17 protein-coding genes are annotated in these 20,061 nt (G+C 72.9%); 7 read left to right on the plus strand and 10 right to left on the minus strand.

The features are described from left to right. Positions 1 to 20: 20 nt before the first annotated feature. Positions 21 to 1,106, minus strand: a complete 1,086-nt coding sequence (locus RGQ06_RS15375) for a PAS domain S-box protein (protein ID WP_432429593.1) — start codon at positions 1,104 to 1,106, stop codon at positions 21 to 23. A 95-nt stretch (positions 1,107 to 1,201) separates the two neighbouring features. Here RGQ06_RS15375 and RGQ06_RS15380 point away from each other — a divergent pair, with 95 nt between their 5' ends. Then, on the plus strand, positions 1,202 to 2,002 hold the full coding sequence (locus tag RGQ06_RS15380; protein WP_432429592.1) for a response regulator transcription factor: 801 nt from the start codon (positions 1,202 to 1,204) through the stop codon (positions 2,000 to 2,002). On the opposite strand, the gene RGQ06_RS15385 is transcribed toward RGQ06_RS15380, so the two are convergent. The 4 genes from RGQ06_RS15385 to RGQ06_RS15400 form a co-directional block, all read right to left on the minus strand. Further along, positions 1,921 to 2,325 carry a hypothetical protein gene (locus RGQ06_RS15385; RefSeq protein WP_432429591.1) on the minus strand — a complete coding sequence of 135 codons (405 nt, stop codon included), beginning with the start codon at positions 2,323 to 2,325 and terminating at the stop codon, positions 1,921 to 1,923. The two genes, RGQ06_RS15380 and RGQ06_RS15385, sit on opposite strands and share 82 nt — an antisense overlap. Continuing rightward, complete coding sequence (locus RGQ06_RS15390; RefSeq protein ID WP_432429590.1) at positions 2,304 to 2,798, minus strand: signal peptidase I; 495 nt, start codon at positions 2,796 to 2,798, stop codon at positions 2,304 to 2,306. Before RGQ06_RS15390 ends, RGQ06_RS15385 begins: the two co-directional genes overlap by 22 nt. 5 nt (positions 2,799 to 2,803) lie before the next feature. Next, positions 2,804 to 3,181, minus strand: a complete 378-nt coding sequence (locus RGQ06_RS15395; protein WP_432429589.1) for a hypothetical protein — start codon at positions 3,179 to 3,181, stop codon at positions 2,804 to 2,806. A 135-nt stretch (positions 3,182 to 3,316) separates the two neighbouring features. After that, positions 3,317 to 5,623, minus strand: coding sequence for an aconitate hydratase (locus RGQ06_RS15400; protein ID WP_432429588.1), 2,307 nt, complete (start codon positions 5,621 to 5,623; stop codon positions 3,317 to 3,319). Between the two features lie 18 nt (positions 5,624 to 5,641). Between RGQ06_RS15400 and RGQ06_RS15405 the strand changes: the two genes are divergently transcribed. The 6 genes from RGQ06_RS15405 to RGQ06_RS15430 all read left to right on the plus strand — a co-directional run bounded on the left by RGQ06_RS15405 (position 5,642) and on the right by RGQ06_RS15430 (position 13,106). Then, positions 5,642 to 6,298 (plus strand): GntR family transcriptional regulator, encoded by a 657-nt coding sequence (locus RGQ06_RS15405; protein WP_432429587.1) that lies wholly within the window; start codon positions 5,642 to 5,644, stop codon positions 6,296 to 6,298. A 22-nt stretch (positions 6,299 to 6,320) separates the two neighbouring features. Next, complete coding sequence (locus RGQ06_RS15410; protein ID WP_432429586.1) at positions 6,321 to 10,247, plus strand: FtsK/SpoIIIE domain-containing protein; 3,927 nt, start codon at positions 6,321 to 6,323, stop codon at positions 10,245 to 10,247. 95 nt (positions 10,248 to 10,342) lie between these two features. Continuing rightward, entirely contained in the window at positions 10,343 to 10,642 is a 300-nt protein-coding gene (locus RGQ06_RS15415; RefSeq protein ID WP_432429585.1) for a WXG100 family type VII secretion target, read from the plus strand. A gap of 4 nt (positions 10,643 to 10,646) precedes the next feature. Then, positions 10,647 to 10,955, plus strand: coding sequence for a hypothetical protein (locus RGQ06_RS15420; RefSeq protein ID WP_432429584.1), 309 nt, complete (start codon positions 10,647 to 10,649; stop codon positions 10,953 to 10,955). A 10-nt stretch (positions 10,956 to 10,965) separates the two neighbouring features. Further along, positions 10,966 to 12,357: a hypothetical protein gene (locus tag RGQ06_RS15425; RefSeq protein ID WP_432429583.1), complete on the plus strand. Its 1,392-nt coding sequence runs from the start codon at positions 10,966 to 10,968 to the stop codon at positions 12,355 to 12,357. Next, positions 12,348 to 13,106 carry a hypothetical protein gene (locus RGQ06_RS15430; protein WP_432429582.1) on the plus strand — a complete coding sequence of 253 codons (759 nt, stop codon included), beginning with the start codon at positions 12,348 to 12,350 and terminating at the stop codon, positions 13,104 to 13,106. Before RGQ06_RS15425 ends, RGQ06_RS15430 begins: the two co-directional genes overlap by 10 nt. Here RGQ06_RS15430 and RGQ06_RS15435 read toward each other — a convergent pair. The 5 genes from RGQ06_RS15435 to RGQ06_RS15455 are packed head-to-tail and all read right to left on the minus strand — an operon-like array spanning position 13,103 to position 20,026. After that, positions 13,103 to 13,894 carry a hypothetical protein gene (locus tag RGQ06_RS15435; RefSeq protein WP_432429581.1) on the minus strand — a complete coding sequence of 264 codons (792 nt, stop codon included), beginning with the start codon at positions 13,892 to 13,894 and terminating at the stop codon, positions 13,103 to 13,105. The genes RGQ06_RS15430 and RGQ06_RS15435 overlap by 4 nt on opposite strands. Then, entirely contained in the window at positions 13,834 to 14,760 is a 927-nt protein-coding gene (locus RGQ06_RS15440; protein WP_432429580.1) for a lysophospholipid acyltransferase family protein, read from the minus strand. Before RGQ06_RS15440 ends, RGQ06_RS15435 begins: the two co-directional genes overlap by 61 nt. Further along, on the minus strand, positions 14,757 to 16,364 hold the full coding sequence (locus RGQ06_RS15445) for a lactate racemase domain-containing protein (RefSeq protein ID WP_432429579.1): 1,608 nt from the start codon (positions 16,362 to 16,364) through the stop codon (positions 14,757 to 14,759). Before RGQ06_RS15445 ends, RGQ06_RS15440 begins: the two co-directional genes overlap by 4 nt. Next, positions 16,365 to 17,573, minus strand: coding sequence for a zinc-dependent alcohol dehydrogenase (locus RGQ06_RS15450; RefSeq protein ID WP_432429578.1), 1,209 nt, complete (start codon positions 17,571 to 17,573; stop codon positions 16,365 to 16,367). It abuts the gene before it with no gap. After that, positions 17,570 to 20,026 carry an HAD-IB family phosphatase gene (locus RGQ06_RS15455; RefSeq protein WP_432429577.1) on the minus strand — a complete coding sequence of 819 codons (2,457 nt, stop codon included), beginning with the start codon at positions 20,024 to 20,026 and terminating at the stop codon, positions 17,570 to 17,572. The genes RGQ06_RS15450 and RGQ06_RS15455 overlap by 4 nt, the downstream gene beginning before the upstream one ends. Between the last annotated feature and the right edge of the window lie 35 nt (positions 20,027 to 20,061).

Raw genomic sequence — 20,061 nt, forward strand, 5'->3', positions numbered from 1 at the left:
CCCGGTCCTCAGCTCCGGATTCAGTGCTCGAGGATCTGGGCGACGAAGTGCACGGGCTCGCCGGCGTCGTCGCGCACGATGCTGCACCACAGGTCGACCGTGACGACGTGGCCGTCGCGGTGGAGGTAGCGCTTGAGCAGGCGGTAGCTGGGCTGCTTGCGGTCGAGCAGGTCCCGGACCTGGGCGAGGTCGGGTTCGAGGTCGTCGGGGTGGGTGATGTCGGCGAAGGACCGGCCGACGAGCTCCTCCGCCGTGTACCCGGTGATCGCCGTCCACGCCCGGTTGAGGTCGAGGAAGCACCCGGTCGGGTCGACCAGCGCGATGCCGGCCGGGGCGTGCTCGAAGGTCGCCCGCCAGGTCTCCTGCGACCGGGCCAGGGCGAGCATGGCGTCGTGCTCGGTGGTGATGTCGGTGGTCGACAGGGCGATGCTCGTGGTGCCGTTGTCGGCGATGCGGCGGCCGACGACGCGCAGGGTGCGACCCCGGTGGGACACGACGGCGGAGGCCAGGCTCGTCTCCCGGGCGCGGGCGATGGCCTCGTGCAGCCCCTGCACCGACGTGACGGTGATGGCGGTGCGGCCCTCGAGCCCGAGGTGCTCGCGGAACAGGGTGTTGGCGTAGATGATGCGGTCGCCGGCGGCGAGCACGGCGAGGCCGATGGGTGCGACGTCGGCGATCGAGAAGTCGTCGCCGTGCACCTCGCTCGGGAACGCGCCCCGGGTGTCACGGATCTCCACCGCCACGACGATGCCGCCGACACCGGGCACGTCCCGGGCGTCGAAGGCGCGCAGGTCCTCGTCGTGGATGATGCTCGGATCGTTGGCGTCGAAGATGCGCGCCCGCATCGTCGCCTCCGGCGCGTTGCCGAGGCGCATCTGCTCGAGCGTGTCGAGCACCGAAGGGAGGTCGGCCGGGTGGACGCGCTCCAGCATCGGGATGCCCAGCACCTGGGCGTTGTCGGGCAGGTGCACCCGCAGGCGCGAGCTTCGACGCCGCCAGTGCATCAGGTCGTCGTCGCCGAGCACGAAGACCACGTCGGTGAGGCGATCGACGATCGTCTCCAGGATGGCGAGGTCATCCAGCTGCCCCAGCGCGTCGGCTTCCACGCGCCGGACGGTACTGACAGCCGCGCCGACACTGGTGCCATCCGCACGGTGACCACATGACACCACCCAGTGGTGAGTCTGGCCATACTGGGGCGGTGGCCCGGGCCTTGATCATCCACGGCGATGCCGATGAACGGCAGCGCCTGGCCGATGCGCTCGCCCCCGCGGTCGACCAGGTCGCGGACAGTCCCGACGGCCCCGACGGCCTGGCTCGCCTGGCCGACGGGTACGACGTCGCCGTGGTGGCTGTCCGGCTCCCGTCGCGCAGCGGCATCTCGGTGCTCCACGACATCCGCCGGGACCACCCCGGCGTGGCGGTGGTCATGGTCGGCGGGTCGGACCCGGAGCTGGCCGTGATCGCGCTCGAGGCCGACGCCGACGACCACTGCGCCGCGGACGTGTCCGACCGCGAGCTCGTGCTGCGGGTGGAGCGGGCCATCGAGCGGCGGGCCCTGCTCCTCGCGGCCACCGACCCGGTCGGCGCGCTGGAGCGTGACGGTCTGGCGCTGGATCCGGTGACGCGGTCGGCCTCCGTCGGCGGCGTGGTGCTCGACCTCACCGTGAAGGAGTTCGACCTGCTGCGGACGTTCGCGTCGTCACCGAACCGGGTGTTCTCCCGGGCCGACCTGCTCGAGCTGGTGTGGCGGGCGAACGCCGCCGACCACAGCGTCGACACCGTCACCGAGCACGTCTACCGCCTGCGCGGCAAGCTCGCCGCCGCCGGTTCATCCCACGGCTGGATCGAGACCGTGCGCGGCGCCGGCTACCGCTTCACGCTCCCAGCCCCCGTGATCCAGCCCGAGAGCCAGCCTGATCAGGCCTCGCACCTGCTCGTGGAGTCATCCGGGTCGTCACCCGCCAGGCAGGCGTCGAACCCGTTGCCGCCGTCCAGCTGATCGGCCCCGGCTCCACCCACCAGGCAGTCGTCCCCGTTGCGGCCGTCGATGCGGTCGTCGCCGGCCGAGCCGACGATGAGGTCGTTGCCGTTCGTCCCCTGGATCTTGGCGCCCTTCTTGTCGGCGATGGTCACCAGCGTGGTGAGATCCATGCCGGCGCAGGCCGCCGGGGCCAGGTCCTGGATGGTGATGGGCATGGTGAAGCTGGTCGCGCGACTGGCGGCGACCTCGTTGGTCGACGCCGCCGCCGGCCCCGCCAGGACCAGCAGCCCGCTCAGCACCAGCAGTCCAGCAAGTCCCGTCAGACCGCGTGCTCGACCCACGCCTCGCCCTCCTCGGGCACCGGGACCCGGCCGAGCATGCCGAGCGCCAGCGCGGTGGCCAGGCCGACGATGACGGCCACGACGCCGGGGTCGAGCAGCGACCGCAGGTGGCGCCCGACGCCGGGCAGGTGGAGCTGCTCCCGGCCCACGACCTCGGCCGGGGTCGGCTGGTAGGAGTCGACCCAGTCGTTGTGGTCGCCCTGGGTCACGAACCGGCTGTCCTCGACGGCGACGATGCGGTGCAGCACCTTGCGGCCGAGGTCCGGGCTGTCGTAGGCGACGACGTCGCCGACCCGGTACCGGTCGGCGGGGCGGACGACGATGAGGTCGCCGGCCGCCACCCGTGGCGACATGCTGTTGCCCGTGGTGATGACCCAGCTCAGCTGACCCGAGCCGATCATCACCACGAGCCCCAGCAGCGCCACCCCGCCGATGGCGAGCAGGGCGTCGACGCCTCGTGCGAGGAGGCGCACCGTGCTCAGCTCGTCGCGACGACGGTGAGGCTGTCGGCATCGAGGACGGCGATGCCGTCGAGATCGCACTCCCACACATCGGAGGTCGTGGTCTCGCTGCAGGTGCTGTAGTCGGTATCGGTGGACACGACCTTGGCCCGGACGCTTCCGGCCTCGCCGTTGAGCGTGAAGCGGACGAACTCGAGCTCTGACGGGTCGGTGGTGTCCAGCTCGTACTTGACGTCGCTCACGGTGTAGCCGCTGATCGCTGCGGTGCCGTCACCGGCCTTGGACGCCTCGACGGTGTTGGTGTTGGTGTACGCGTACGCCCCGGTTGCTGTCGCCACCGCGGCCACGCCGATCGCGAAGACGCGTGCGCCCCGTCCCAGTCGTGCCTGCCCCATGTTCCTGTCCTCCCGTTGGTTCCCTCACGGGCGGCGGATGCCGGCCCGTGAGGGAGTTCATCGTCGGGGATCGAGGTGGACTTGAGAAGGAATTGATCTTCCGTTGAGATCAGAAGATCCGGCAGCGCCAGAGGTTCAGGCGTTGTCGCCGCCGCCCCGCTGGCGGATGATGTTCAGGGCCGACCCGGCCTCGAACCACTCGATCTGCTCGGGGGACAGGGTGTGGGTGGCCTCGAAGTCGACCGTGGAGCCGTCGGGCTTCACGATCTGGCAGCGCACGGGCACGTCGGGAGCGAGCCCGTCGAGTCCGAGGATGCTGAGCGTGTCGTCCTCGCCGATGGCGTCGTAGGTGGCCGGGTCCGAGAAGGTGAGGGCGAGCACGCCCTGCTTCTTGAGGTTGGTCTCGGCGATGCGGGCGAAGCTGCGGGCGAACACGGCGGCGCACCTGCGGAACCGGGGCTCCATGGCAGCGTGCTCGCGGGAGGAGCCCTCGCCGTAGTTCTCGTCGCCGATCGCGACCCACTCCTGGCCGGCTTCGTGCAGCGACGCCATGACCTCGGGGAACGGCTTGACCTTCCCGTCGGCCGGGTCCTTGCCGCTACCAGCCTCCCCGGTGAAGGCGTTGACCGCGCCGAGGAAGAGGTTGCCCGAGATGTTCTCGAGGTGGCCGCGGTACTTGAGCCACGGGCCGGCCATCGAGATGTGGTCGGTGGTGCACTTGCCCTGGGCCTTCACGGCGACCGGCAGCTCGACGTAGTCCTCGCCGTCCCAGGCCGGGAACGGCTCGAGCAGCTGGATGCGGTCGGACTCGGGGTCGACCTTTACCTCGACGCTGGTGCGGTCCGACAGCTCCTCGGGGGGTGCGACGAAGGTGTCCTCGCCGGGGTCGAAGCCGCCCGGGGGCAGGTCGATGCCGACGGGCTCGTCGAGGCGGACCTCCTCGCCGGCGTCGTTGACCAGCACGTCGGTGCGGGGGTCGAAGTCGAGGCGGCCGGCCAGCGCCAGGGCGATGACCGTGTCGGGCGAGGTCACGAAGCTGAGGGTGTTGGCCGAGCCGTCGTTCCGCTTGGGGAAGTTGCGGTTGTAGGAGTTGACGATGGTGTTGACCTGGTCGAGCTGGGTCTGGGGGCGCGACCACTGGCCGATGCAGGGGCCGCAGGCGTTGGCGAGCACGTCGCCGCCGATCGCCTCGAGGTCGGCGAGCAGGCCGTCGCGCTCGATGGTGGCGCGCACCTGCTCGGAGCCCGGGGTGATGAGCAGCTCGGTCTTGGCCTTCAGGCCCTTGGCCGCGGCCTGGCGGGCGATGGAGGCCGCCCGGGTGATGTCCTCGTAGGACGAGTTGGTGCACGAGCCGATGAGGGCGGCGCTGATCTCGAGCGGCCAGCCCTCCTCCTTGGCTTCCTTGCCGACGCCGCCGTCCACGTCGCCGAGGACGTGGGCGCGGTCGGGGGAGTGGGGGCCGTTGATCATCGGGGGCAGCTCATCGAGGTTGATCTCGATGACCTGGTCGAAGTACTCGCCCGGGTTGGCCAGGACCTCGGGGTCGGCGCGCAGGTCGCCGGAGACGGCGTTGGCCGCATCGGCGATGGCCTCCCGGCCGGTGGACTTGAGGTACGCCGCCATGTTCTCGTCGAACTGGAACAGCGACGTCGTCGCCCCGATCTCGGCGCCCATGTTGCAGATGGTGCCCTTGCCGGTGGCGGTGATGGAGTCGGCGCCCTCGCCGAAGTACTCCACGATGGCCCCGGTGCCGCCCTTGACCGTGAGGATCTCGGCGACCTTGAGGATCACGTCCTTCGGTGCGGTCCAGCCGGACAGGCGCCCGGTGAGGTGGACGCCGATCAGCTTGGGCCAGCGCACGTTGAACGGGAAGCCGGTCATCACGTCGACGGCGTCGGCGCCACCCACGCCGATGGCGACCATGCCCAGGCCGCCGGCGTTGGGGGTGTGGCTGTCGGTGCCGATCATCATGCCGCCGGGGAAGGCGTAGTTCTCGAGCACGACCTGGTGGATGATGCCCGAGCCCGGCTTCCAGAAGCCGATGCCGTAGCGCCGGCTGACGGTCTCGAGGAACTCGTAGACCTCGTGGTTGGTCTCCGTCGCGACCTCGAGGTCCTTGAGCGCACCGACCTTGGCCTGGATCAGGTGGTCGCAGTGCACGGTGGAGGGGACGGCGGCCTCGTCCAGGCCGGCGGTCATGAACTGCAGCAGCGCCATCTGGGCGGTGGCGTCCTGCATGGCGACCCGGTCCGGATCGAAGTCGGCGTAGCTGCGGGACCGCTCCATCTCCTGGCCCTCGCGATCCCGGAGGTGGTTGATCAGGATCTTCTCCGCGAGCGTCAGGGGCCGGCCGAGGCGCTCACGACCGATGCGGACGGAGTCGGGCAGCCGGTCGTAGACGGCCTGGACGAGCTCGATGGGAGTGGACGAAGTGACAGGCATGATGCAACTCTAATACAAGTGAGAGAGATCCGATACGTGGCGATCGCTGACGACCTCCGTCGACAGATCACGTCCGGCGACCTGGTCGCCGGGGCCGTGCTGCCCTCGGAGGCCGACCTGGCCGGATCCTATGGGGTGAGCCGCGTCACGGTCCGAAAGGCGCTCGAGCTGCTCCGCTCGGAGGGGTTGATCGGCTCCCGCCAGGGGTTCGGCTGGTTCGTCGCCGTCCCGGTGGTGCGCAGATCGCTCGCCACGCTGTCGACCATCGAGGCCGACCTCGCCGCCCAAGGCCGCGAGCCCGTGCGCAAGGTGCTGTCCTTCCGCTTCCGTGACCTCGATGGGGAGCCCGTGCTCGAGGTGGTGCGCGTGAACCTGGCCGACGGCCAGCCCTTCGCCCTCGTCACGGTGTGGTGCCCGGCCGAGCTGGGCCGGTCGCTCAGCCGCGACGACGTGGAGGGCGCCACCTTCTACGACCTGCTCCCGAACGAGCTCGCCGCCGTCGACCAGACGATCCGGGCCGCCGTCGCCGACGAGCGCGACGCCGAGGTGCTCGGCATCCCGGTCGGTTCGCCCATGCTCGTCGCGCTGCGGGTGAGCCGGGACGTCGACGGCCAGGCGTTCCTGCGAGCCGAGCACCGCTTCCCGGCGCACCTCACCGAGTTCGTGACCTCCTAACCTGCCGGCCATCGAACTGCTGGTGGAGCTACGGGTCGGCGACGGCGAGGTCGCGGCGCGCCTCGACTGCCGCGCCGACGCCGAGCCCGGCGCCACCGTCGCCGACCTGCGGGGCGCGCTCGCCGCCCACGCCGCCGACCGCGGCATCGAGGTCGCGCCCGACGCCCGCCTGTGGACCGACGACGGCACCGCGCTGGACGAGGCCACCCCCGTGGTGCGGGCCGGGGTCACCTCCGGCCAGCGCGTCTGGCTGCGAGCGACGCCACCGCCCACCCAACCCTCCGACCCCACGGTGCACCATGACCGACCCGACGGGAGCGGCACCGTTCCGTTCAACCGCACGCCCTACCGGCCCGTGCGGGTGCAGCCGCGCCGGCTCCCACCGCTGCCCGCGCCGCCGTCCCCGCCGCCGGCCAACCGCATCGCCATCACCTCCTTCGTCATCCCGCTCGCGAGCGGCGTCGGCTTCGCCGTGGTGTTCGGTCGCCCCCAGTTCCTCCTCATCGCGCTGCTGGCGCCGATCGCCCTCGGGGCGGTGACCCTGTTCGAGCGGCGCCGCGGCCGGCGGAGCCACCGTGCCGCTCGCGCCGAGCACCAGGCCCTGCTCGAGGAGCGGCTGGGTGACATCGAGCAGGCCAAGGAGGACGAGCGCGCCGAGCGGGATCGGGCGCTGCCGCCGCTCGAGGTCCTCGTCGAGCAGGCGCGGGTGCGGGCGCCGTCGCTGTGGGCCCGGGACCGCGGTGCCCCCGACCTGCTCGTGCTGCGGGCCGGCCGCTCGACCCTCCCAACGCTGGTGTCCCTGGAGATCGAGCGAGGCGGGGATGAACAGCTCCGCCGCGAGGCCGAGGCCCGCATCGCGGAAGCGGTGGCCGAGGTGCACGACGTCCCCGTCGCGATCGATCTCGAGCGGGCCGGCATCGTCGGCCTCCACGGCGACCCCGACCTGGTCGACGGCCTCGCCCGCTCGCTCCTGGCCCAGACCGTCGTGCGCCACGGCCCCGAGGACGTGATCCTCGTTGCACTCCTCGCGCCGAGCGCCCTCGCCGGGTACGAGTGGCTCCGCTGGCTGCCCCACGTGCGCTCGGCGGCGTCGCCCCTGTCGGTGCCGCACCTGGCTGCCTGGCCCGAGGACGTCGACGTGCTGCTCGGCGCCCTGCTCGACGTGGCCGCCGACCGACGGGGCAGCGCCGACCGCGACCACCCGAGGCTCGTCGTGGCCGTCCACGAGGACGCCGCCGTCGACCGCACCGCCCTCGGCCGCCTCCTGGATGACGGCCCGGGTGCGGGCATCCGGGTGCTGTGGATCGGCCGCGACGAGGCGCTGCTGCCCCGCCAGTGCCGGCTGCTGGCGCAGGTCGCTTCCGGCGACGGGGCGTCCGTCCTCGCTACGACCGACCCCGACGCCGAACCGGTGACCTTCACCGTCGAGGTGACGGGGACAGAGGTCGCTGATGCACTCGCCCGCCACCTGGCACCGCTGCGGGACGTCACGAGCGTGGCCCAGGTCGGTGCGCTGCCCCGCATGGTGGGCCTCACCGACGTGCTCGCCGACGTGACCCCCGAGCACGTCGCCGACGTGTGGGACCGGAGCACCTCGCGGTCGCTCGCCGCCCCCGTCGGTGCCGGGGCGGGCGGCACGTTCTTGCTCGACCTCGTGGAGCAGGGCCCGCACATGCTCATCGCCGGCACCTCGGGCGCGGGCAAGAGCGAGCTGCTGCAGAGCATGGTCGCGGCGATGGCGGCGCAGCACCCGCCGGAGCGCCTCACGTTCCTCTTCATCGACTACAAGGGCGGTGCGGCGGCCGCACCCTTCGCCGAGCTCCCGCACAACGTCGGTGTGGTCACCAACCTCGACGCCCGGCTGTCCCTCCGGGCGCTGGTGTCGCTGCGGGCCGAGCTCGACCGGCGCATGGCGATCCTCGCCGATGCCGGTGTCGCCGACCTGGCCCAGCTGGACCCGGACCGCGCGCCGCCCCGGCTGGTGATCGTCGTCGACGAGTTCGCCACGCTCGTGAAGGAGATCCCCGACTTCGTCGCCGGCGTGGTCGACGTCGCCCAGCGCGGGCGCAGCCTCGGCATCCACCTCGTGCTCGCCACCCAGCGCCCGGCCGGCGCGGTGAACGAGAACATCCTGGCCAACACGAACCTGCGGGTGGCGCTGCGCGTGGTCGATGCGGCCGACTCCCAGAGCGTCATCGGCAGCCCGGCCGCGGCCGAGATCCCGGTCCCCCTCCGGGGCCGGGCCTTCGCCCGCACCGGCCCGACCGAGCTCGTCCCGTTCCAGGCCGCCTGGTCGGGCGCGCCCCGCCACCACGGTGGCGGCGCCCGGGTCCGGGTCGCCCCGCTCGGGGTCGGGCGGGTGCCGGACGCCGCCGCGCCGGTGGCGCTCGGCGGCACCCAGCTCGACCAGGTGCTCGCCTCGATCGGCGTTGCGCACCAGCGACGCGGCGGCGCCGTGCCCCGCCGCCCCTGGCTCCCCCCGCTCCCCGACGTCGTCGACCTCCACGATCTCCTCGGCTCGAACGGGCCCGGGGAGCCAGGGGTGCTGGGGGATTCAGGGGGATCAAGACTGGTGCTGGGCCTCCACGACGATCCCGAGCACCAGGCCCGCCGGCCGGCCGTGGTGGAGCTCGAGGCCGAGGGCGGCCTGGCCGTGTTCGGTGCCGGAGGGTCCGGCCGGACGACGGCGCTGCGCACCGCGGTGGCGTCCCTGGTCGCGGGGGCCACGCCGGACGAGGTCGAGGTCGTGGTCTTCGACTTCGCCAGCCGGGCGCTGCTGCCGCTGCTCGAGCTGCCCCACACCCGGGTCGTGTGCACCGCCGACGACCTCGACACCACAGCGGCGCAGATCGACGCCCTCGCCGCCGAGGTCGAGCGCCGGCGGGCCCTGCTCGGCGAGCACCGGGTCGAGTCCCTGTCCGCGCTGCGCGCCCGCGCCGGGGAGCCCGTCGTCCCCCGCATCGCGGTGGTCATCGACGGCTTCGGGGCGCTGCGCGCCGAGCTGGACACGCCGGCCGGCTACGACTGGCTCCAACGTCTCCAGCGCCTCCTGGTGGAGGGGCGCCAGGTGGGGATCCACCCGCTGCTGTCCGCCGACCGCCGGGCCGACCTGCCGAACGCGCTGCTCGGCGCGATCGGCGCCCGTCTGGTGCTTCGCATGACCGAGCCCGACGCGCTCGTCTCCCTCGGCGTGCCGATGGCCCTGGCCCGGGGACCCGTCCTCGAGCCGGGACGGGGCTACCTGCGCGGCGACGAGGAGGTCCAGGTGGCCGTCCTCGGCCCGGATCCCTCAGCCGCCGCCCAGGCCGATGCCATCGCGTCGCTCGGTGCGGGGACGCGACGGGGTCCGCGTCCGGGGCCGCTGCCGGAGGACGTGGCCCGACCGACGGGGCTCGACCACGACCTGGTCGTCGCCCTCGGCGTGACCGACGACTCCGAACCCGTCACGGTGGACCTCGGCCCGGGCGCGCTCCTCATCGTGGGGCCGCCCGGCAGCGGGCGCACGACCGCAGCCGCCGCCGTGGTCGCCGGCCTGCGCGCCGCCGGGCACGATCCGGTGGTCATCGACGGCCGGGACGAGGATGCTCCCGCCCGGCTGCAGTCGCTGCTCGACGCCGAGCCGCCGGAGTCTCCCGTCGTCATCGACGACGCCGACGAGCTGGCCGAGGGCCCCGGCGGTCGTGCCCTCGAGCAGCTGGCCACGACCCGCGGGTACCGCCTGGTGGCCACGGCGGATGCCGCCGCCGTCGCCCGGGCGTTCAGCGGGTGGGTGCCGGCGCTGAAGCGGGGGCGGCGGATGCTCCTGCTGCAGCCGGCGGGCGCGGCGGACATCGACCAGCTCGCCGGCGTCCGGGTGAAGCTCCGGCCCGGCGCCCGCTTCCCACCCGGACGCGGGGTGCTCGTGGTCGACCGCCACGCCCGCACGCTCCAGGTCGGTCGATGTCACTGAGAGCAGACCAGTAGAGCATGAAAGTTCACGAAAAGCCTTGACGGGCACCCGACGGCTGTGACTGAATGCCTCCACACCAACTGAGGAGGCATGAAATGTCATCGAACAACATCCTGGTCACCTTCGAGGACCTGCAATCCATGGCCAGCCGGCTCCAGGCCGAGGGCGGCGCCATCGCCGGCCAGCTCGACTCGCTGCTGACCGCGGTGCAGGCCCTGGTCGAGAACGGCTGGCGGGGTCAGGCCGCCGGGGCCTTCCACGGCATGTACGCCAACGCCACCCAGGGCTGGAAGCAGGTCGAGACCGCCCTGGTCCAGATGTCGGAGCTGCTCCGCGGCATCGGCGAGCAGTACGAGAGTCAGGAGGCAGCGATCGCCTCCTCGCTCGCCGGCTGAGCACGTGCCCGAGCGCCTCTTCGTCGATCCCGCGGCGCTGCGGGCGTCGGTGGCTGCGGTCGCCGACGCCCGCACGGCGCTCGCCGATGCCCGCCTCGCCCTGGAGCGGGCCGGCGCCAGCGTGGACGGCGGCATCGACCACAGCCGCCAGGCCGACGACAAGGTCCGGACCTTCGTGCGCCAGTGGCGCTCGGAGTACGAGCTGATCGCCGAGATGCTCCGGGCCTACGCCGAGGTCGTCGAGGGCGCCGCCTCCTCCTACGAGGAGGCCGACTGCGACGCCGCGGCTGCGATCACCGGATCGGGTGGCTGAGGTGGCTGACGTGGACATCCCCCTCCTGCCCGGCGACAGCTCGGCGATCCGCTCGGCCGCAGCCGATCTCACCGGCACCGTCCCCCGGCTCCGCACCGCACACGGAGCCGCGGTCCAGGTCGAGGCGGTGCTCACCGGCGACCACTGGCAGGGCACCGCGTTCGACGCCTTCCGCCGGGTGGTGGAGCGCAAGCCGCTGCCCCAGGCGCTCGACGCCGCCGTCGATCGCATGGGGCAGGCCGCGGAGAAGCTCCACTGGTTCGCCGGCCGCTTCGACGAGCACCAGGACCGCCTCCGCCACCTGCGCGCCCAGGCCGCGTCGCTGGATCCGGCCGACGCCGCGCTGGCCGCGCAGCGACCCGCGCTGGAAGCGCAGGTGGAGATGGTGCTCGACGCACACCGCGCCTGCCTCGACTCCGTGGCCGAGCTGTTCGACTGGCTCGACGACCAGCCCACGTTCGCCACGCCGCCGCCCTCGAACTGGGATCGCGTCACCGGCACGGTCGGCGACGCCATCGGCGGCACGCTCGACGTCCTCGCCAGCTTCGGCACCGGCGTGTACGAGGGCTTCCGCGACCTGGTCCTCGGCATCCGCGACCTGCTGCTGCTCCTGGACCCGACGGGCTGGCCCGACCTGTGGTCGAACCGGGGCCAGATCCTGGCCATGCTCCAGTACGTGGCCGAGAACCCGATCGAGTTCCTCGGGGACCTCGGCACCGCCCTGCTCGACCTGGACACGCTGTTCGAGGATCCGGCTCGTTGGCTCGGCCGCCGGGTGCCCGACCTGCTGCTGGCCCTGGGCACCGTCGGGACGGGCACCGTCGCGTCACGAGCTGCGGGCGCCGCCCGCGCCATGCGGGGCCCGCTCGGCCAGCTCGACGACGCGGCACGGACCATGACAGTCGCGCAGCGACTGCGGCGGACCGACGGCATCGCCGGGCAGTACGCCCGCCTGGGCGCCGACGACGCACGCCTCACGCAGCGAGGTGCCGGGGCGTTCACCCGCACCGACACCGTCATCGGTCGCCTCGCCGCCCGCACCGACGGCCTCGGTGCGGTCGTGCAGGCGGCCCGCCAGGGGCCGGGCACGGTGCTCGGGGAGATCCGCGCCCTCACCGACCTGCCGGTGGATGCCGCGCTGTCCCGCCTCCCGATCGCCGACGGCCTGCGCGAGCAGATCCGCCCGTGGGCCGGCCGCTCGTTCGGCAACCTGGTCACGGGCGGGTTCACCGCCCAGCTGGCTCGGGTCGACGGTCTCCTGGTCGGGGCGCCGGCGCTGTCGGGGCGCGCCTACGCCGCGACCGTCGGCGCCGGCGGGGTCGAGTGGCTGAACGACCGGGCGGGCACCCTCGGCACCGTGCAGGCCACCGTCGAGGCGGCGACGCCGCCGGCATGCCGATGACGACGCTGGCCGAGGACCTGGCCCTCGTCTGCATCGACGGCTGCAACGGCGGCGCGGTCGACCCCGCCCGGATCGGGCGCGTCGATCGTGCCGTGGCCGACGCCCTCGCCGGTCTGGAGCAGGCCGTCGGAGCTCCGGAGGCGGGGGAGCTCGCCGAGGCGCTGGCGTCGCTCGTCACCCAGCTGGTGCTGGACCTGCGACACGGTCGCCTCGACCGCACCACCTGCCGGGTGGCGGCGCCGCTGGCGCTCGAGCGGGTCGCCCGTGGCCTCGGCACGACCGGGCCGGTGGCGCCGGCGCTCACCCTGCTCACCGCACTGGCCGAGCTCCCCGACGAGCCCAGCCAGCCCGGCCTCGATCCCTCGCCCGACCCCGACCTGCCCCTCGAGGTGGCGCTCGCCGGGTCGATCTCGGGGTCACCTCGGGGAGACCTGCTCGAAGTGCTCGGCGCCAGCTCGGTGCACGTGCCCGTGCTCCATGCCGAGGTGCTCGACCACCACCTGTCGCTCCGCTTCCTGCCCCTCGTGCTCCGCGACGGCGTGGCCGCGTGCGCGTTCAGCCGCCCGTCCCGCTCCACCGCGCCCGGGGTGCCGCTGCTCGAGCTCGCCGGTGCCGAGCTGGCCGACGTCTGGCCGCCGGGGCACGCCCTGTCGCTCAACCCGGGTTCGGTGCTCGGCACGGTGCTCACCGAGCGCGAGGTGCGCACTCTGGCGACTCGGGTCCCGCGGGCTTCGGTCTCGACGGCCTAGACCATCCACTCGCCCTGGTGGGCGAGCAGGGGGTGGTGGACGAGGGCGAGGGCAGCCAGGCCGACGCCCAGCCCGACGGGGCCCACCGCCCGGTCGCGATCGATGCGCACCTGCCACGTCTCGATGTCTCCGCCGCCGGTGGGGGTTTCGATCGGGGAGCGATGCTGGGTCGCGACCAGCCAGCCGCCGCCGGCGACGAGCTCGCCGTCGACCGGGTCGCCGATCCGCAGGCCCGGGGTCGGCTCGATCTGGTGCCCGCCAAGGACGCGCAGGTAGCGCAGGTAGCGACGTCCGAGGTCCACGGCGTTGGCCCCGACGGCCCGCACGTCCCGGGCCGCGGTCGTGGGTCGGCCCCGGCTGGCGAGGCGGGTCACCTCGTCGTGGTCACCGAGGCGGAACGTGCCGCTGGCCGTCCACCGGCCCCGCACCCCGTCGACGGTGAGCCAGGCGTGGCTCGGGGCGAGCTTCCTGTCGTTGGTCGGGATGTCGAGGCTGCCGAGGTCGGCGTCGCGCCAGGGTCCGAGGCCGACGAGCCGGTGGCGCAGCCCGCCGAGGATCCGCCCCGGCGTGGTCCGCACCTCGGCGCGCCCCACGAGCGCACCGTCGACCCGATCCCCGATCCGGGTGACGAGGTGCTCGGCGTCCTTGGGCTCGGGGTCGTCAGGGTGGGGGACGGGCCAGATCCAGACCTCGTCCAGGCCGTCGAAGGGGCCCGGCGCGGCCGGCATCAGCGTGGCGGCCAGGCCGCCCGTCGGCGACGGCTCGGCGAGCGCTCGCCGAGCGCCCACGCCCGGCGCCAGCTCGGCCCGTCCGGTCCGCCGAGGCCGGGGGTGTCGCCGGTGTGGGCGCGGACCCGGGCGGCGTACCAGTCGGAGGTGTGCTCGTCGGCGAGCGCGGCGACGGCAGCCTCGATGCGGGTGGCGAGGCGGCGGGTGTCTTCACCCTCCTCGGCTCGGATCGGGTCGCCGAAGGTCACCGTTGTCGGGCCGGGGCGGAGGCGCTTCGCGCCCTTGGGCAGGATCCGGTCGGTGCCGCTGAGGTGGATCGGCACCACCGGCGCACCTGTGCGGCGGGCCAGGTAGGCGGCACCGCCGCGGAAGTCCTGCCCCCAGCCGTCGGGCGACCGTCCGCCCTCGGGGAAGATCAGCATCGACCAGCCGTCGTCGATCAGGTTCGCCGCCAGGTCTGCGGATCGTCGGGTGACGGTGGCGCGCTCGATCGGGATGGCGTTGAGCAGCAGGGAGGCCGCCGCGCCGGTGGCCCGGTTGCGGAAGAAGTAGTCCGCTGCGGCACCGACGAACACCTGGTAGCGCCACGGCTCGGGCAGCGACGTGAGCACGATCGGCGTGTCGACGTGGCTGTGGTGGTTGGCGCAGAAGATGACGGGTTCGCCAGCGCCCTGGAGATCAGCCAACCGGTCGATGCCGCGGCGTCGGGGCCGGGCGATGGCGGCGGCCGTGGGTCGCAGCACGGACTCGAGCAGCACCGTGCGCGTCCACCGGGCCCGGAAGCTGCGGGCCCACTCCGTGTCGTAGTCGGCGCCGGTGCGGCGCTCCTTCGGGCGGGGCTCCACGCCGAGGGGAGTCGTGGGCGCGACGAGGGGGAACGCCAGCTGGCGGAGCTTGCGCCGCGGGTCCGGCAGCTCCACCTTCACGTGACGTCCGCCATGAGCAACGGCGGGTTGTGCACGTGGGTGATGGTGGGGGCGGGACCGACGACGTCGGACGCGATCTCCAGCGCATCAGCCATGGTCGAGGCGGGTGCGAAGCCGAGGCGGCGCACGGCCTTGGGGTCACCGCCGACGATGACGACCTTGCCGAGGTGCTGGAGGGCGTGGCTGCCCCAGTACCACATGTAGAACGGGTGGACGCCGTGGTAGGCGTAGCTCGTCCGGTACAGGTGGCGGTACCACTCGTCCTCGGCGAAGGCCTGCTCGTACTTCTCGACCTCGACCGGGTCGGTGGTCTGGGACAGGACCTGTTCGAAGAAGTCGATGTAGCTCGGGTGGTGCACCGGGTGGAACTCCCACGGCGTGGGGTGGCGCATGATCAGCACGCCGCCCTCGCGCACCGGGGGCTTGCCGCGGTACATGTTGAAGAAGTACCCGAGCCCCAGGCACATGACCAGGATCGGGTTCATCACCGAGTTCACGTTGTAGGGGCAGATGTAGGGCAGGCCCATGGTGAGCACGTCGGTCTGGCCTTCGACCGGCACCAGGTGCTGGGCGAAGTTCTGCTCGAGGGTGCGCTCGTGCACGGCCTCGACCTCGCCGGCCTGCACGGAGGTGACGGCGTAGGGCGCCTTCCACGACTGGAACGCGGCCCGCTTGGCCCGGGCCGGCATGCGCTTGAGCCCCGCCTGCACGGCCATGAAGGTGGCCCGGTCCTTGGCCGTCCACTCCCACTCCCGCTTCTGCAGCATGGAGAGGGGGCTGGCGGTGTCGAGGGCGGACGTGCCGAACGTGTCGTTGTTGAGCGTGGTCTCGACCTGGAAGACCTTCACGCCGCCGTCTCGCAGCACCTTGCCCATGCGCCAGTTGCTGTGGTGCAGCTCGGAGGCGTGGCGGTCCATGAAGCTCTTCGAGTGCTGCATGGTGTGGACGTTGTGGTGGTGGCGCAGCGATCGGTAGCCCGACAGGCCGGTGGCGGTGGACTTCCAGCCGCCGTCCATCGACACGAGGTTGATGTTCACGTAGACGATCAGGTCCGAGGTGGCGGCCCGCTTGTTGATCTCGACCAGCTCGCCCTTGTCGGTGGTGCCGATCTCGAGCATCCCGTCGGGATCCTCGGCGTCGTGGTTGTACAGCCGGCCCGACGGCGCGAACGCGTCGTAGACCCGGTCGCCGACGGCGTGGCGCAGCTCGTCCTCGGTCATCCGCCGGTGCAGGGCGAGGGCGGCGATGATCTCGACGTCGTCGACGCCGGCTGCAGCGGCGGTGTCGAGGACGGCCTCGATGATCCGCTGGCGCACGTCGGGCTTGCGCATCGGGGGCAGCGGCAGCGAGATGTCGTCGAAGCAGATCGTCAGCTTCATGCCCGAGAACAGCAGCGTGGACAGGGGCTGGCTGTCGCCGAGCGGGTGCTCCAGCGCATGCCGGATGGCGGCGTCGGTGTCCTCGAGCCCCTCGTGGGGCTCGGGCGGGTAGATCACCCGGCTCCGGCCGGCGGGCAGCTTCTCGAGCACGAAGTCCTCACCGTGGTGGAACACGATCGGTGGGGTCGACGAGTCGACGTCGAGGACGAGTCCGGGGCGAGGCATCTAGGGCTTCCGTTCTGATGTCTTGCGGAGGTCAAAAGCGATCTTGACGGCGCCGCGGCGGCCGGCGTCGGCCGCGTGGACGATGGCGTCCTCGTAGCGGGACAGGGGGTAGGTGGCGCTGACCAGCCGACCGAGGTCCTTGCTCGCGACCAGCTGGAGGGCAGCACGGAAGTCCTCGCGGCGGTAGGCGTAGACGCCGCGCAGCGCGACCTCCCGATGCCACAGGCCGGTCAGGTCCAGGGACACGGTGGCGGGCATGCCGACGACGAGGATGGTGCCGCCGGGGGCGACCACCTCGAGGGCCTGGGCGAGGGAGGCCTCGCTGCCGACGCAGTCGACCACGATCGGCGCGCCCCCGGTCAGCTGGCCGCCCGTCCGAGATGAACCCGAGTGGTCCTTGGCGAGCTTCGTGGAGCGGGTGGCGAGGCGCACCGCACCGTTGAGCTCGTCGGGCGACACGACCGTCGTCGCGCCGAGCTCGGTGGCCAGGCGCTTCTGGTGGGCGTACTTGCCGCCGGTCATGATCGGCGTGCCGTCGGGCAGGACGTCGCTGATGGCGGCGATGGTCAGCAGGCCGAGGGTGCCGGCGCCGATCACGACGACGGGTCCGTCACGGTCAGGCAAGGCGTCGAGGGCACGGACCGCTGCGTCGGCCGCGTGCACCGCGCAGGCGGTGGGCTCGACCATGACGGCGGCCTCGTCGCTGAGCTCGTCGGGCACGGGCACGAGCTGGGCGGGGTGGGCGACCATGACCTCGGACCAGCCGCCGCCGGTGCTCTCGCAGAAGCCGGACTGCAGCCCGGGCTCGAGGTGGCCGAACGCGATGCGCTCGCACCGGTTCACGTCGCCCGACGCGCAGCCCGGGCAGGGGGGTGTGATGCCGCGGACCTCGCAGTGGAGGACCGGGACCAGCACGGCCCGCGTGCCGTCGTCCAGATCCCCGACGACCTCGTGGCCGGGGACGAACGGGAAGCTGACGATCGGCTCGAAGTAGCGCGACGAGTGGCCGTCGATGGTGGACAGGTCCGAGCCGCAGATGCCGGCGAGCCGGGGCCGCAGCGTGACCCAGCCGTCGGCGGGCGCCTCGGGCTCGTCGAGGTCGCGGAGGCGCAGCGGCCCGACCGAGGCGCCGGCGCCGGGGCGCAGTGCGCCGGCGATCATGGCGGCGGCGTAGCGAGCCGGCTTGCGGGAGAACTCGAGCGCCTTCACGACCCGCCTCCTGTGGTGCGACCGGAGGTGGCAGTGCGAGTGGCGACGGCGGTCGTCTGGTTCCAACTCGGTCCGATGGGGAGGAGCGGGTGGCTACCGCCCTTGGCCTTGTCGAAGTGCTCGACGAGCCAGCCCCGCTTGCGAGCCAGCGCGGAGAGGCGGGCCTCGGGGTTGACCGCCACCGGGAACCCGGCCGCCTCCAGGAGGGGCAGGTCGGAGGTGGAATCCGCGTAGGCGACGGACTCGGCCGGGTCGAGGCCGTGGAGGTCGCAGTAGTCGAACAGCGCCTGGGCCCGTGCCTCGCCGGTCGGGGGCACGTCGGTGAGCTCGCCGGTGTAGGTGCCGTCGGGGGCGACGGTCATCTCGGCGCAGATGACGTCATCGAAGAGGGGCATGATCGGCTTGATCGCCACGTCGAGGGCGCCGGTGATGAGCAGGGTGCGGTGCCCGAGGGCCCGGTGCTCGCGCACCCGGCGGATGGCGGCAGGGAACGACTTGGTGAGCAGCAGGTGGCTGAACATGTCGACCGTGTCGGCGTCGAGCTGGTCGACGGGCGCGCCCTCGTAGCGCCGGTAGAACTGGCGCAGGAAGTCGCTGCGGTCCTTGCGGTCGGCCGACAGGAGCGACGGGGCCTCGGCGAGCGTGCGCAGCACGAACCGGAGCCGGTCCTCGGGCGGCAGCCGCCGGGTGGCGAGCCAGGAGTACGAGGCGACCACGTTGCTCGCGATGATCGTGTTCTCGAGGTCGAAGGCGGCGACGTGGCGGTCGGGGGAGAGCACCTGGCGACGCAGCCGGCTCGAGCGGGACTCGCGGTCGGTGCTGCCCGGCGTGGTCTTCACCCGGGCGTGCTGGACGACGGAGGGGAGGTGGATCTCGCTGACGTAGCGGTCCCAGTCGATGACCCGGGGGTCGAGGCCGAACGCCTCGCGGCTGGCCTCGTCCATCCGCTGGTGGAGGTCCAGCAGGTTCTCGACGCCGTAGACCGCCTCGCACTCGGCGTAGGCGCCGTAGAGCTCGACGTAGGTGAGGGCGCGCTCGACGTCCTCCCGCTTGGACTCGAGGTTCGAGGCCCACTCGGCCTGGCGCCCACGGAGGGGCAGGGCCTGGAGAGTGGACTCGGCCTTCTCGATGACCGACTTGGCCCGCTCGAGCTGGGCCTGCACGCGCCCGCGCCCGGGGAAGTTCCACTCGGGCACGACGATGGGCTGGCCGTCGCTGTCGTAGACGGGGTGCTCGGTGAACCAGGACCGGACGTTGTCGACGAGGCGCCGGTAGCGCAGCGGGTTGGCCGAGCCCGATGCCGACTGCACGATGCGGGGCGGGGCCAGGGTGCCGTCGTCGTTGCGGGCCGGACCGTCGGCTGCGACCGCGCAGATGGCGCCGCACACGAGGTCGACGGGGATGACGTCGATGATCCCCTCGGGCACGCCGGGGAACTCCTTGAGGAGGCCGCGGGCGTAGGAGATGATCACCGGCTCGGCCATGCGGAACCCGCGGATCCATCCGGGGCTGGGCTCGGCGAGCGAGGACTCGATGATGGCCGGCCGGACGATGGAGAACGGCAGGTCGCTGCCCCCGGTGACCGGTGACCGGGCGTGCTCGAACAGCGCCTTCTCGCCGAGGGCCTTGGTGTAGGCGTAGGCGTCGGGCCAGCCGAGGGAGGCGGCCCGGGTCCGGCCGGCCTCGACCAGCTGGTCGCTGACCCAGGCGGACCGGCGCTGCTCGGTCTTGGCGGCGAGGAGGGGCGCGCCGGCGGCGCCCAGCTCGCGTCGGGCCTCCTTGCGGAAGCGGGCGAGCATGTCGGGTCTGCGGGACTCGGCTTCGAAGTCGGCCCGCGAGCGCCGGGAGGCGGCGACCTCCTTGCGCCAGTCGACCCCGAACCAGAAGGCGTTCTCGTCGACCGGCTCCTCGGGTGCGGCGCCCTTGCGGTTGCCGGCGACGTAGCAGGTGGACACGGCGACGAGGTGGGGGAGCCGGCTCGGTTCGCAGATGTCGTGGAGCGTGCTCGCGATGCGGGACGGGCCGAGCAGGTTGACCTCGACGGCGAGGTCGAGGGGGGAGTCGAAGCTGACCGTGGCGGCGGAGTGGATCACGGTGTCGCACGTCGCCAGGACCTCGCGGCCCGCCTCGTCCAGGCCGAGGCCGTCGGAGGAGACGTCGCCGCCGATGACCCGGACCCGGCGCTCGATCATGTCGTCGAAGGTCTCGCCCCCGTCCGCAGCAGAGCCGGCGAGCTGCTCGCGGAGCAGATCGAACGCGTCGTTCTTGAAGATCTCGCGGCGGGCGCGCTGGCCGACGCTGCGGCGCTGGCTCGGCCGGATGAGCAGGACGAGCTCGCAGCCCGGTGCCCGGCGCAGGAGGCGCTCGATCAGAGCGGTGCCGAGGAACCCGGTGCCGCCCGTGATGGCGATGCGCTGGCCGTCGAGCGCGGCGGCGATGGAGAGGTCCGGCACGGCGACGTGTTTACCAGTTGGTAGGGAGCGACGCC

Origin of the sequence: Salinilacustrithrix flava, from assembly GCF_041228405.1 — a bacterium.
Lineage (GTDB): Bacteria > Actinomycetota > Acidimicrobiia > Acidimicrobiales > Salinilacustritrichaceae > Salinilacustrithrix > Salinilacustrithrix flava.